Genomic DNA, 12,358 nt, shown 5'->3' on the forward strand with positions numbered 1-12,358 from the left:
AAATTCGAACGGACCAAACCGCACGTCAACGTCGGCACCATCGGTCACGTTGACCACGGCAAGACCACACTGACAGCCGCCATCACCACCGTGTTGGCAGCCAAGTTCGGCGGTGCAGCCAAAGCGTACGACCAGATCGACGCAGCGCCCGAAGAGAAGGCCCGTGGTATCACGATCAACACCGCTCACGTTGAGTACGAGACAGAAAACCGTCACTACGCTCACGTGGACTGCCCTGGCCACGCTGACTATGTGAAAAACATGATCACGGGTGCTGCCCAGATGGACGGCGCTATTTTGGTTTGCTCCGCTGCTGACGGCCCTATGCCTCAGACCCGTGAGCACATCTTGTTGGCCCGCCAGGTTGGCGTGCCTTACATCATCGTGTTCCTGAACAAGTGCGACATGGTCGACGACGCTGAGTTGTTGGAGCTGGTCGAGATGGAAGTGCGCGAGTTGTTGTCCAAGTACGACTTCCCCGGCGACGACACACCGATCGTGCAAGGTTCCGCCAAGCTGGCTTTGGAAGGCGACAAGGGTCCTCTGGGCGAGCAAGCCATCTTCAAGTTGGCCGAAGCTCTGGACACCTACATCCCTACGCCTGACCGCGCAGTGGACGGCGCATTCCTGATGCCCGTGGAAGACGTGTTCTCCATCTCTGGCCGCGGCACTGTGGTGACTGGCCGTATCGAGCGCGGTATCGTCAAAGTCGGCGAAGAAATCGAAATCGTGGGTATCAAAGACACTGTCAAGACCACTTGCACAGGCGTTGAGATGTTCCGCAAGCTGCTGGACCAAGGTCAAGCTGGTGACAACGTCGGCATCTTGCTGCGTGGCACCAAGCGCGAAGACGTCGAGCGCGGCCAAGTGCTGTGCAAGCCCGGCTCGATCAAGCCACACACCCACTTCACGGGCGAGATCTATGTCTTGTCCAAAGACGAAGGTGGCCGTCACACGCCATTCTTCAACAACTACCGTCCTCAGTTCTACTTCCGTACGACTGACGTGACCGGCGCGATCGAATTGCCAGAAGGCAAAGAGATGGTGATGCCTGGTGACAACGTGTCGATCACTGTGAAGCTGATCAACCCCATCGCGATGGAAGAAGGTCTGCGTTTCGCTATCCGCGAAGGCGGCCGTACCGTCGGCGCTGGCGTGGTTGCCAAGATCATCGCTTAATTTTTTGTGGATCAGTGGCGCGAAGGCCTGGCCTTTGCGCGCTGTCATCAGAACACTTACCACAAGGAATTGACATGTCATCCAAGCAAAAAATCCGCATCCGCCTGAAGGCGTTTGACTACAAACTGATCGACCAGTCTGCTGCTGAGATCGTGGAAACTGCCAAGCGCACCGGCGCGATTGTCAAGGGCCCCGTGCCATTGCCAACCCGCATGAAGCGTTTCGACATTCTGCGTTCACCTCACGTCAACAAGACCAGCCGTGACCAGTTGGAAATTCGCACGCATCAGCGTTTGATGGACATCGTGGACCCTACAGATAAAACTGTGGATGCCTTGATGAAACTCGATCTGCCCGCTGGCGTGGACGTCGAAATCAAGTTGCAGTAATGCAGTTTGGGGTGGTCTTGAGCCACCCAAATCACTTGAAAAATAGCCTGACTTGCCAGAAATGGCCAGCCGGGCTATAATTTCAGGCTCACTCCGTTTTGGGGTGAGATTTATTAACAGTCTTTCACGCAAAAAACGTGGCTGCCAATTGAAGTGGCCACGGTGGAAGTTTTGGAGAAAACAATGAGTCTGAGCAACTCCCTCGGGTTGCTGGGTCGCAAGGTGGGCATGATGCGTCTGTTCACTGATGATGGGGACGCAGTGCCTGTCACAGTGGTGGATGTTTCTAACAACCGCGTATCCCAGGTCAAAACCCAAGAGAACGATGGCTATGTCGCTTTGCAAGTGACATTTGGTGCCCGCAAGGCATCGCGCGTGACCAAGCCCATCGCTGGTCACCTGGCCAAAGCCGGTGTTGAAGCCGGTGAAATCATTCAAGAATTCCGCGTGACCGCCGATACGGCCGCTCAGTACGCCGCTGGCGCTGCTGTGCCCGTGGCTGCTGTGTTCGCTGTGGGCCAGAAAGTGGACGTGCAAGGCACATCCATCGGTAAAGGCTTCACCGGCACGATCAAGCGTCACAACTTCAAATCGCAGCGCGCATCGCACGGTAACAGCCGTTCGCACAACGTGCCTGGTTCGATTTCGATGGCGCAAGATCCTGGCCGCGTGTTCCCTGGCAAAAAAATGTCGGGTCACCTCGGTGATGTCACTTGCACCACCCAGAACCTGGACGTGGTCCGCGTTGACGAAGCCCGTGGTCTGTTGATGATCAAAGGTGCTATTCCTGGTTCCAAAGGTGGTTTCGTGACCGTGCGTCCCGCCGTTAAAGCTAAAGGAGCGAACTGATGCAGCTCGAACTCCTGAACGACCAAGGTCAAGCCGCTTCCAAAGTGGATGCGCCAGAAACCGTGTTCGGTCGTGAATACAACGAAGCCCTGATTCACCAGATCGTGGTGGCTTATCAGGCGAATGCCCGTCAAGGCACCCGCGCTCAAAAGGACCGTGAACAAGTTCACCACTCCACCAAGAAGCCTTTCAAGCAAAAAGGTACGGGTCGCGCACGTGCTGGTATGACTTCCTCGCCTCTGTGGCGTGGCGGTGGTCGGATTTTCCCGAACATGCCTGATGAAAACTTCACCCAGAAGATCAACAAGAAGATGTACCGCGCTGGTATGGCTTCGATCTTCTCGCAGTTGGCCCGTGAAGGTCGTCTGGCTGTGGTGGATTCCTTCAAAGTCGAGACCCCCAAGACGAAAGCCTTGGCTGCCAAGTTCAAGGCCATGAGCCTGGACAACGTGTTGGTGATCGCTGACGAAGTCGACGAAAACCTGTACTTGGCATCGCGTAACCTGATCAACATCCTGATTGTTGAGCCACGTTATGCCGATCCCGTGTCTTTGGTGAACTTCAAGAAAGTCCTCGTGACCAAAGGTGCCATGGACAAACTCAAGGAGATGTTCGCATGAGCGCCGTGAAGTTTGACGAAGGTCGTCTGATGTCGGTGTTGGTCGCCCCTATCGTGTCCGAAAAGGCCACGCAGGTTGCTGAAAAGTCCAACGCTGTGACATTCAAAGTGCTGCAGGACGCTACCAAGCCTGAAATCAAAGCCGCTGTGGAATTGATGTTCAAGGTCGAGGTCAAAGGCGTGTCTGTGGTGAACACCAAAGGCAAGACCAAGCGTTTTGGCAAGACCATTGGCCGTCGCGACAACGTTCGCAAGGCTTATGTCACGCTCAAAGCCGGTCAAGAGCTGAACCTGTCCGGGGAGGCTGCGTAATCATGGCTGTCATCAAAATCAAACCGACATCCCCAGGCCGTCGTGGCGTGGTGAAGGTCACCCGTGACCACCTGTACAAAGGTGAAGGCTACGCTCCGTTGCTGGAACCCCAGCATCAGAAGTCTGGCCGTAACAACAACGGTCACATCACAACTCGCCACAAAGGCGGTGGTCACAAGCACCACTACCGCGTGGTCGATTTCAAACGCAACAAAGACGCGATCCCGGCCAAAGTTGAGCGCATTGAGTACGATCCAAACCGTACCGCGCACATCGCTTTGCTGTGCTACGCCGATGGCGAGCGCCGCTACATCATTGCCCCTCGCGGCATTGAAGTGGGTGCAACGCTGTTGTCGGGCGCTGAAGCCCCGATCCGCGCTGGCAACACCTTGCCTATCCGCAACATCCCAGTGGGTTCGACCATTCACTGCATCGAGCTCAAGCCCGGTGCTGGTGCTCAGATCGCTCGCTCGGCGGGTGCTTCGGCAACCTTGCTGGCTCGCGAAGGCATCTACGCTCAAGTGCGTATGCGCTCCGGTGAAGTTCGCAAGATCCACATCGAGTGCCGTGCAACGATTGGCGAAGTCGCCAACGAAGAACACAGCCTGCGCCAATTGGGCAAGGCCGGTGTCAAGCGCTGGATGGGTATCCGCCCAACCGTTCGTGGCGTGGCCATGAACCCAGTGGATCACCCACACGGTGGTGGCGAAGGTCGCACCGGCGAAGGCCGTCATGCAGTTGACCCATGGGGTAACCTGACAAAAGGCTACCGTACCCGTAACAACAAGCGCACACAGGTCATGATCGTGTCGCGTCGCAAGAAGTAAGGGGTAGCCAATGACTCGTTCACTCAAAAAAGGTCCATTCGTTGACCACCATTTGCTGGTAAAGGTTGAAAAAGCCGTTGCCACCAAAGATAAAAAGCCCGTCAAGACATGGTCGCGTCGCTCCATGGTTCTGCCCGAGTTCATCGGTCTGACCATCGCCGTTCACAACGGCAAGCAACACGTTCCTGTTTATGTGACCGACCAAATGGTTGGCCACAAATTGGGCGAATTCGCATTGACCCGCACATTCAAGGGTCACCCTGCGGACAAAAAAGTCCAGAAGAAATAAGGAAAGACCATGGAAACACGTGCAGTCCTCCGGGGCGTCCGTTTGTCGGTCGATAAAGGCCGTCTGGTCGCCGATTTGATTCGCGGCAAGAAAGTGGATCAAGCTCTGAACATCCTGACATTCACGCAGAAAAAAGCTGCGGGCATCGTCAAGAAGGTTCTCGAGTCCGCTATTGCCAACGCTGAGCACAACGATGGCGCTGACATCGACGAATTGAAGGTGAAAACCATCTACGTCGAGCAAGGCACCACGCTCAAGCGTTTCACCGCCCGCGCTAAAGGCCGCGGTAACCGCATAAGCAAGCCCACATGCCATGTGTATGTGACGGTCGGCAATTAATCAGGAAGAACTATGGGACAGAAAATCCATCCTACCGGTTTCCGCCTGGCTGTCAGCCGTAACTGGGCAAGCCGCTGGTACGCGAGCAACAAAGACTTCGCCGGCATGCTGGCCGAAGACATCAAGGTGCGTGAGTACCTCAAGGCCAAGCTCAAAAACGCTGCGGTTTCCCGCGTCTTGATCGAGCGTCCAGCCAAGAGCGCCCGCATCACCATCTTCTCGGCTCGTCCAGGTGTGGTGATTGGCAAAAAAGGCGAAGACATCGAGTTGCTCAAGAAAGAACTCGCTGCTCGTCTGGGCGTGCCAGTGGCCGTGAACATCGAAGAAGTGCGCAAGCCTGAAATCGATGCTCAACTGATCGCTGACAGCATCACCCAACAGCTCGAAAAGCGGATCATGTTCCGCCGCGCCATGAAGCGTGCCATGCAAAACGCCATGCGTCTGGGTGCCCAAGGCATCAAGATCATGTCGGCTGGCCGTTTGAACGGCATCGAAATTGCGCGTACCGAGTGGTACCGCGAAGGCCGTGTGCCATTGCACACCCTGCGCGCTGACATCGACTACGCCACTTCCGAAGCCAAGACCACCTACGGCATCATCGGTGTCAAGGTCTGGGTCTACAAAGGCGACACACTGGGCCGCAACGACGCTCCTGCACTGGCTGAGCCACGTGCCGAAGAAGAGCGCCGCCCACGTGGTCCACGTCGTGACGCCCGTCCTGGCGACCGCCCAACAGGCGATCGTCGTGGTGGCCCACGTCGTCCCGCTGGCACCAACACAGCCCCCACTGACGGCAGCGACAAGCCCGCCGGTGCAGGTGGTGATGCCAAACCCGCCGTTAAGCGCGTACGCACAGTCGCCGCGCCAGCTGCAGCAGCTGACGGTCAATAAGGAGTAACAACATGCTGCAACCTGCTCGCAGAAAGTTCCGCAAGGAACAGAAAGGCCGCAACACCGGCGTCGCTACCCGTGGCAACACGGTGGCGTTCGGTGACTTCGGTCTGAAGTCCACAGATCGCGGCCGTTTGACGGCCCGCCAGATCGAAGCCGCACGTCGTGCGATTTCCCGTCACGTCAAACGTGGCGGCCGCATCTGGATTCGCGTGTTCCCCGACAAGCCGATTTCCACCAAGCCTGCTGAAGTGCGTATGGGTAACGGTAAAGGTAACCCCGAGTACTACGTGGCCGAGATCCAACCCGGTAAGGTGCTCTACGAAATCGTAGGCGTGCCCGAAGAGTTGGCCCGTGAAGCCTTTAAATTGGCCGCTGCCAAGTTGCCCTTGCGTACCACTTTTGTGGCCCGCATGATTGGCCAATAATTCAGGAGAAATAAGAAATGAATGCTGCTGAATTGCGCCAAAAAGACGTTGCTGGTGTGAAAGACGAGATCAAAGCGCTGCAAAAAGCCCACTTTGGTCTGCGTATGCAAAAAGCCACGCAACAACTCGGCAACACCGGTACGCTGAGCCAGACTCGCCGTGCCATCGCTCGTGCCAAAACCATCCTTGCCCAAAAGCAAGCCGCCAAGTAAGGAGTGACCATGACGGAAGCTAAAACATCCCTCAAGCGCACCTTGATTGGCAAGGTGGTCAGCGACAAGCGCGCCAAGACCGTGACCGTGCTGGTGGAGCGTCGTGTGAAACACGCCCTCTACGGCAAGATCGTGGCCAAGTCGAGCAAATACCATGCGCACGACGAAAAGGGTGAATTTCACCTGGGCGACGTGATCGAAATCACTGAAAGCAAGCCGATTTCGAAAACCAAAAACTGGGTTGCTACGCGCCTGGTTGAAAAGGCTGCTGCCGTTTAAGCCTAAAAGCTGTAACACAAGCAAACTTCTCGAAAACGACCCACAATTGTGGGTCGTTTTTTTTTAACTTGGCCAGTGGCCAATCATTCATCGGAGTACACATGATCAAAGTCGGAGACACCCTGCCAGCAGCCACACTGATGGAATACGTTGAAGTCGAAGGTAACGGCTGCAGCATTGGCCCTAACCCAGTGGATGTGGCCAAAGCCACTGCTGGTAAAACGATCGCCTTGTTTGCTTTGCCTGGGGCATTTACACCCACGTGTTCGGCCAAGCATGTACCCGGCTATGTTGAAAATTTCGATGCGTTCAAGGCTGCAGGTGTGGACGAAATCTGGTGCGTCAGTGTCAACGACGCCTTCGTTATGGGTGCATGGGCGCGTGACCAGAAGACGGGCGCGAAAGTGCGCATGCTGGCAGATGGCAGTGCCGACTTCAGCAAGGCCACAGGTTTGACGCTGGATTTGACAGCCCGGGGCATGGGTTTGCGCAGCAACCGTTACTCGATGTTGGTCAAGGACGGCAAAGTGTCGAGCTTGAACATCGAAGGTCCTGGCAAGTTCGAGGTCAGCGATGCCTCGACTTTGCTGGCTCAAGTCAAGGCTTGAACCTTCAGTTCAATGAAAAAGGGAGCACAGGCTCCCTTTTTCATGTCTAAATGTGCGATTCAAATGCGACGGTGATCAGTCGATGTCTACCTTGAGATAGTGCGCACCAGCATGGGGGTTGTGATAGAACGGCGGCACTTCTTCAAACCCCAAGTCTTCGTACAAAGCGCGCGCTGCCTCCATGTCATCCAGCGTGTCCAGCAAGACACTCGTGTACCCCGCATGGCGAGCAGCATCCAAAATCGCTTCGGTCAATTGACGGCCCAACCCCAGGCCTCTGAAAGGCAAGCGCACATACAAGCGCTTCATTTCAGCAGCATTGCTGTAGTCGCAGTTGTCTAAAGGCCTGAGCGCGCAGCAACCGGCTACAAGGCCATTGACATGTGCCAACAGCAAAGCACCGCGTGGATCGGCATATTCGCCGGGCAAGGTAGCCAGCTCCTCGTCGAAGTTCTGAAAGCACAAATCAACTTTCAGAGACTGGGCGTACTCTTGGAATAAAGCATGCACCTGCGCGAGATCGGCGGGGGTCAGTGCTGGCAACAATTCAACAGATGGCGTGTCCAAGGTGAAAACTGAAAGTGGAATTCAAGAAAGTGTAGCGGCACGCGAGCAAAAGGGCTGGCGTGTCTGTCGCGTTGGCGTGGTCTCACGAACCCGGCAAAACAACGAAGGCCACAGCGGTGGCCGCCAGTGCCATCAAAGCCAGGGCCATCCAGCGTGTGTGGCTTGAATCGACCGTTGCAAGTACAGGGTTTTGTAAAACCTTATCGCCATGCCAAATGGCCTGAACCAAGGCTTGACGTTTGCGCCAGCTGTACCAGGCAATGGCCAACAAATGAATCAGCACCAGCAAAATGAGGAGCAACTTGCCCCAGTGCTTGTGCCAGTGGGTGGCTGCACTCACCCAAGCGCCGGATACCGAACTGGACAAAGGGCCTATGTTGGAAATCTCATCGTCACTGATCAGCCCGGTGCCTACCTGCAAACTCAAAAAGAAGAGCATAGCCAGCACGGACCAGGCCCCTAGCGGATTGTGACCAGCCAAATCAGAGGCCTGTCCACGGCCTTGAAGATAACGGCGGAGGCTGGAGAATCCCAGTGGTAGGCTGGACCAGCGTGACCAATGGCCACCCATGAGGCCCCAGAGCATGCGAAACAACAAGAGACTGAACACGACATAGCCAAAACGAAAATGCCAGACCATGGCATTGCCACCGACATTGCCGGTGATGACCAGACCGACCAAACACAAGGCCAGCAGCCAGTGAAAAAGACGGGTGGGTAAATCCCAAATGCGAAGTGTGAGCATAAGCAGTGTCAGTGACGCAAGAGGTTATGAAATGTGGGAAACTCGCCACAAGCCGCTCTAGGATACTCCCTGAAGGCCCTGTTCAAAACCCCGGAGTCCCCATGAAACCTCACTTCAGTTTGATCGCCGCCTTGTCTGCATTCGCCATGCTGACGCCCGCCCATGCGCAATTTGCCAAACCCGAAGATGCGGTCAAGTACCGTAAAAACAGTTTGTTCGTGATGCAGCAACATTGGGCGCGGGTGGGGGCCATGGCGCAAGGGCGTGTGCCGTTCGATGCAAAAGCCGCGCAAGACAATATGGACGTGGTGTCTACTTTGGCCAAGCTGCCCTGGGCCGCTTTCACAGAAGGCACAGACAAGGGCGATACACGGGCCAAACCAGAAATCTGGAAAGAATCAGCCAAATTCAAAGAAGCTGCTGACAAGTTTCAGGCCGAAGTGGTCAAACTCAATGCCGCAGCCAAGACGGGCAATTTGGACAATTTGAAAGCGGCATTTGGCTCTGCGGCGCCGACCTGCAAAGCATGCCACGACAATTTCCGTAAAGACTGAGTTTTTGTGGACACTGAGCGCGGCGCAAAGCCCGCTCAGGATTCAGCCAGCAGCTTTTCCAGCAATTGGTGAAGTTCTGCGAAGTTAGGGGCCCCTACATAGCGTTTGACGATCTCGCCGCGCTTGTTCACCAAAAAAGTGGTGGGCGTGAGTTGGATATCACCCCAAGCTTTGGCAACGCCACCCGTGTTGTCGATGGCGACTTTGAATGGCAACTGGCGCGTTTGCGCAAAATTCACCACATAGCTGGGCGGGTCGTAACTCATGGCGACCGCAACGGTGTCGAAGCCGCGAGCCTTGTATTTGTTGTGGGTAGCGATCAGCGCCGGCATTTCAGCCACACAGGTGGTGCAACTGGTGGCCCAGAAGTTCACCAGAACTACTTTTCCTTGCAATTCCGTGGCGGTGATTTTCGATCCATCGAGCAAAACATACGAAGATTCGGGCGCGCGGTTTGCAGAGCATGCCCCGAGCATGCTGGCCAAACATAAAGCGCTGAGCCAAAGCCACATGCGGCCATCAAAAAGCCGCCAATTCCAGGGAGTTTTCACATGCATCTTCATCGTCGAAAGTTTAATACGTTTGGGGTCGCCGCAGGCCTGTGGGTGATTGCGCCTGCACATGCCCTGAGTTTGAGTGATCTGAGTGCGGTCGATGCCTCCAAGGGCTTGAAGCTGGCGCTTGAAAAGGGGGCCGACGTGGCCATCCAACTGCTCGGGGTGCAAGACGGCTTCATGAACAACGACAAAGTGCGCATCGGCTTGCCAGACACTTTGAACCAAGGCGCCAAATGGCTCAAAACCATGGGTTTGGGTAAACAGCTCGATGACTTGACATTGCAGATGAACCGGGCTGCCGAGGCGGCTGTGCCCTTGTCAAAAAAGTTGCTGACCCAGTCGATTCAGACCATGTCGGTGCAAGATGCCAAGGGCATTTTGCAAGGTGGCGACAACTCGGTGACCCAGTTCTTCTCAGACAAAACACGGGCACCATTGACCACCGAATTCATGCCTACGGTCAAGGCCTCGCTGAGCAAGTTGGGTGTGGTGGACCAATTCAATGCAATTGCTGGCAAGTTGTCCGGCATGGGCCTGCTGTCCAAAGACAAAGCCAATCTGGAGTCTCACGTCACCGACAAAACCTTGGCGGGCTTGTATTTCATGATCGGTGAAGAAGAGAAAAAGATCCGTCAAGATCCAGCCGCAGCAGGCAGTGCCTTGCTCACTAAGGTGTTTGGCGCCTTGCGCTGAACGAAGCTCAGCGGCTGCAATCGAGCAGCAAACTGGTCAGGCCCTGTGGATCGCTGACCATGGGGTCATGTCCGGTGTTCAGCTCGACCACACGGGAGCCCGGCAACCAATGACCGCCCCAAAATTGCGGGTCCACCATGCGTTGGCGGCTCGCCTCAATGGTGGCCAAAGGGGGTTGTGTGCAGTTGATGAAGGTGCGGGGTACGGAAGCGACACGCTCGGCATTGAACTGGAGCGCCTGCGTGTAAGGCCCGCCGGGGTGGCGTGTTTGACGGCGAGCCACCCAGGCGTAGTCCTCACCGCTTAAACCGAATACCGCTGGATCGGGGGCAGGAAAACTGTACAAGGGGTCTGCCTCTGAGGCCGCGATCCGTGCTGCGCGGGTTTCAGATGCATGCGTGCTGCTCCAGCTTTCGCCAGGCGCGGGCAAGACGGCATCCAAATAAACCAGATGGCGAAGTCGCTCGGGTCTGCGGTCAGCCACAGCGGTACCGAGCATGCCGGCATACGAATGGACCACCAGCACCACGTCGTTCAACTCTACGGCATCCATCGCAGACAGCACGTCTTGGATGTGGGTCTCGAGATCGATTCCTGGACGCAGCAAATGGGCCCGTTCGCCGACACCCGTCAGGGTGACGGCATGGGCGTGGTGACCCGCCTGAATCAAGGGCGTCAACACGCGTTGCCAGCACCAAGCGCCATGCCAGGCGCCGTGGACCAGAAGAAAGTTCGCCATCAGATCACCCCTTTGCCGCGCAGGGGCCCCAACTGTTCAGCAGACCAGCCCAGCACCTCGGTCAATACTTCCTGGGTGTGTTGGCCCAGCATCGGGGGTGGCAAGTCCTGTCGTACGGGGGTGCGACTCATTTTGATGGGGCTGGACACCAGGCGCAAATCGGGCTTGACGGGGTGTACCCAGTCGGTGACCATGCCGCGCTCGCGCACTTGAGGGTCTTCAAACACCTCGCCCAGATGGTTGATGGCGCCACAAGGCACTTTGGCGGCTTCCAGCGCGGGCAGCCATTGGGCTTTGGTGCGGGTCAGCATGATGGATTCCAGCAGCGGTACCAGCTCGGCGCGGTGGCGCACCCTGGCCGCATTCAGGGCATACCGAGGATCTTGCGCGATGTCGGGGCAACCCGCGACCGCGCAGAACTTGGCGAACTGACCGTCGTTGCCCACGGCCAAAATCAAGTGGTCACGTGTGCCCGGGGCTGAGCCCGCAGGCGCCTGCACCTCAAAGACCTGGTAGGGCACGATGTTCTGGTGCGCATTGCCCGCACGGCCCGGGACCTTGCCGCTGACCAGGTAGTTGGAGCCCAGATTGGCCAGCATGGCGACCTGCGTGTCGAGCAAGGCCATGTCCACGTGCTGGCCTTCGCCTGTGCGCTCGGCGTGGCGCAGGGCCGCCAAGATGGAAACCGTGGCGTACATGCCGGTGAACAAATCGGCCACCGCCACACCCACCTTTTGGGGGCCGCCGCCCAGATCGTCGCGCTCACCGGTCACGCTCATCAAGCCACCGATGCCTTGCACCGCGTAGTCGTAGCCAGCACGCTCACGGTAGGGGCCGGTCTGACCAAAGCCCGTCACGCTGCAATACACCAGCTTAGGGTTGAGGGCGCTCAGGCTGGCAAAGTCCAAGCCGTAACGGGCCATGTCACCCACCTTGAAGTTTTCCACGAAAACATCGCAGTGCGTGACCAACTCACGGATCAGCGCCTGGCCTTCTGCTTTGGCAATGTCGCAGGTGACCGAGCGCTTGTTGCGGTTGGCGCCCAGGTAATAAGCTGCCTCGGCGGTGTCTTGGCCTTGGGCGTCTTTCAAAAAGGGCGGACCCCAGCTGCGGGTGTCGTCGCCGCTGCCAGGGCGTTCGATTTTGATAACGTCTGCGCCGAGGTCGGCCAGGGTCTGGGTACACCAGGGGCCTGCCAACACGCGGGACAGGTCGAGAACGCGGATGCCATCGAGTGAATTCATGTGTTCATTGTCGCGAAAAACAAAGACCGACGGTGATC

At 56.7% G+C, this 12,358-nt stretch carries 20 protein-coding genes; 15 read left to right on the forward strand and 5 right to left on the reverse strand.

The genetic code is table 11. From position 1 onward, the window contains the following. From tuf to B9Z43_RS15270, 13 genes are all read left to right on the forward strand, one after another. On the forward strand, positions 1-1,179 hold a 1,179-nt coding region (gene tuf, locus B9Z43_RS15210), incomplete at its 5' end, for an elongation factor Tu (RefSeq protein WP_108326809.1). 74 nt (positions 1,180-1,253) lie between these two features. Beyond that, complete coding sequence (gene rpsJ / locus B9Z43_RS15215) at positions 1,254-1,568, forward strand: 30S ribosomal protein S10 (protein WP_100133892.1); 315 nt, start codon at positions 1,254-1,256, stop codon at positions 1,566-1,568. A 183-nt stretch (positions 1,569-1,751) separates the two neighbouring features. Beyond that, positions 1,752-2,417 (forward strand): 50S ribosomal protein L3, encoded by a 666-nt coding sequence (rplC, locus tag B9Z43_RS15220; protein WP_108326904.1) that lies wholly within the window; start codon positions 1,752-1,754, stop codon positions 2,415-2,417. Continuing rightward, on the forward strand, positions 2,417-3,037 hold the full coding sequence (rplD, locus tag B9Z43_RS15225; RefSeq protein WP_053172821.1) for a 50S ribosomal protein L4: 621 nt from the start codon (positions 2,417-2,419) through the stop codon (positions 3,035-3,037). Before rplC ends, rplD begins: the two co-directional genes overlap by 1 nt. Further along, positions 3,034-3,348: a 50S ribosomal protein L23 gene (rplW, locus tag B9Z43_RS15230; RefSeq protein ID WP_108326810.1), complete on the forward strand. Its 315-nt coding sequence runs from the start codon at positions 3,034-3,036 to the stop codon at positions 3,346-3,348. The genes rplD and rplW overlap by 4 nt, the downstream gene beginning before the upstream one ends. Positions 3,349-3,350: 2 nt before the next feature. Continuing rightward, complete coding sequence (gene rplB, locus B9Z43_RS15235; protein ID WP_108326811.1) at positions 3,351-4,175, forward strand: 50S ribosomal protein L2; 825 nt, start codon at positions 3,351-3,353, stop codon at positions 4,173-4,175. Positions 4,176-4,185: 10 nt separating this feature from the next. Then, the gene (rpsS, locus tag B9Z43_RS15240) at positions 4,186-4,464 is read left to right on the forward strand and encodes a 30S ribosomal protein S19 (protein WP_108326812.1); all 279 of its coding nucleotides are present in this window, start codon (positions 4,186-4,188) and stop codon (positions 4,462-4,464) included. A gap of 9 nt (positions 4,465-4,473) precedes the next feature. Next, positions 4,474-4,803, forward strand: coding sequence for a 50S ribosomal protein L22 (gene rplV, locus B9Z43_RS15245; protein WP_019426902.1), 330 nt, complete (start codon positions 4,474-4,476; stop codon positions 4,801-4,803). A 12-nt stretch (positions 4,804-4,815) separates the two neighbouring features. Beyond that, positions 4,816-5,694: a 30S ribosomal protein S3 gene (gene rpsC / locus B9Z43_RS15250; protein WP_100120206.1), complete on the forward strand. Its 879-nt coding sequence runs from the start codon at positions 4,816-4,818 to the stop codon at positions 5,692-5,694. A gap of 11 nt (positions 5,695-5,705) precedes the next feature. Continuing rightward, positions 5,706-6,122, forward strand: coding sequence for a 50S ribosomal protein L16 (rplP, locus tag B9Z43_RS15255; RefSeq protein WP_019426900.1), 417 nt, complete (start codon positions 5,706-5,708; stop codon positions 6,120-6,122). A 17-nt stretch (positions 6,123-6,139) separates the two neighbouring features. After that, positions 6,140-6,334: a 50S ribosomal protein L29 gene (rpmC, locus tag B9Z43_RS15260; RefSeq protein ID WP_053172813.1), complete on the forward strand. Its 195-nt coding sequence runs from the start codon at positions 6,140-6,142 to the stop codon at positions 6,332-6,334. A gap of 9 nt (positions 6,335-6,343) precedes the next feature. Further along, positions 6,344-6,613, forward strand: coding sequence for a 30S ribosomal protein S17 (rpsQ, locus tag B9Z43_RS15265; protein WP_108326813.1), 270 nt, complete (start codon positions 6,344-6,346; stop codon positions 6,611-6,613). A 101-nt stretch (positions 6,614-6,714) separates the two neighbouring features. Beyond that, the gene (locus B9Z43_RS15270) at positions 6,715-7,221 is read left to right on the forward strand and encodes a peroxiredoxin (protein ID WP_108326814.1); all 507 of its coding nucleotides are present in this window, start codon (positions 6,715-6,717) and stop codon (positions 7,219-7,221) included. A gap of 75 nt (positions 7,222-7,296) precedes the next feature. Here the strand turns inward: B9Z43_RS15270 and B9Z43_RS15275 are convergent, their stop codons facing one another. Both B9Z43_RS15275 and B9Z43_RS15280 read right to left on the reverse strand, forming a co-directional pair. After that, positions 7,297-7,788 carry a GNAT family N-acetyltransferase gene (locus B9Z43_RS15275; protein ID WP_108326815.1) on the reverse strand — a complete coding sequence of 164 codons (492 nt, stop codon included), beginning with the start codon at positions 7,786-7,788 and terminating at the stop codon, positions 7,297-7,299. 82 nt (positions 7,789-7,870) lie between these two features. Further along, positions 7,871-8,533: a cytochrome b/b6 domain-containing protein gene (locus B9Z43_RS15280; protein ID WP_108326816.1), complete on the reverse strand. Its 663-nt coding sequence runs from the start codon at positions 8,531-8,533 to the stop codon at positions 7,871-7,873. A 101-nt stretch (positions 8,534-8,634) separates the two neighbouring features. On the opposite strand from B9Z43_RS15280, the gene B9Z43_RS15285 reads away from it, so the two are divergent. Continuing rightward, complete coding sequence (locus tag B9Z43_RS15285; RefSeq protein WP_108326817.1) at positions 8,635-9,087, forward strand: cytochrome c; 453 nt, start codon at positions 8,635-8,637, stop codon at positions 9,085-9,087. A 35-nt stretch (positions 9,088-9,122) separates the two neighbouring features. On the opposite strand, the gene B9Z43_RS15290 is transcribed toward B9Z43_RS15285, so the two are convergent. Beyond that, positions 9,123-9,563 carry a TlpA disulfide reductase family protein gene (locus B9Z43_RS15290; RefSeq protein WP_369910413.1) on the reverse strand — a complete coding sequence of 147 codons (441 nt, stop codon included), beginning with the start codon at positions 9,561-9,563 and terminating at the stop codon, positions 9,123-9,125. Between the two features lie 222 nt (positions 9,564-9,785). Here B9Z43_RS15290 and B9Z43_RS15295 point away from each other — a divergent pair, with 222 nt between their 5' ends. Next, positions 9,786-10,337, forward strand: coding sequence for a DUF4197 domain-containing protein (locus B9Z43_RS15295; RefSeq protein ID WP_233253972.1), 552 nt, complete (start codon positions 9,786-9,788; stop codon positions 10,335-10,337). A 7-nt stretch (positions 10,338-10,344) separates the two neighbouring features. Here the strand turns inward: B9Z43_RS15295 and B9Z43_RS15300 are convergent, their stop codons facing one another. Continuing rightward, the gene (locus B9Z43_RS15300; RefSeq protein WP_108326820.1) at positions 10,345-11,076 is read right to left on the reverse strand and encodes an alpha/beta fold hydrolase; all 732 of its coding nucleotides are present in this window, start codon (positions 11,074-11,076) and stop codon (positions 10,345-10,347) included. Next, positions 11,076-12,320 (reverse strand): CaiB/BaiF CoA-transferase family protein, encoded by a 1,245-nt coding sequence (locus tag B9Z43_RS15305; RefSeq protein ID WP_108326821.1) that lies wholly within the window; start codon positions 12,318-12,320, stop codon positions 11,076-11,078. Before B9Z43_RS15305 ends, B9Z43_RS15300 begins: the two co-directional genes overlap by 1 nt. Between the last annotated feature and the right edge of the window lie 38 nt (positions 12,321-12,358).

The sequence above is a fragment of the Limnohabitans sp. MMS-10A-192 genome (assembly GCF_003063335.1).
GTDB lineage: Bacteria > Pseudomonadota > Gammaproteobacteria > Burkholderiales > Burkholderiaceae_C > Limnohabitans_A.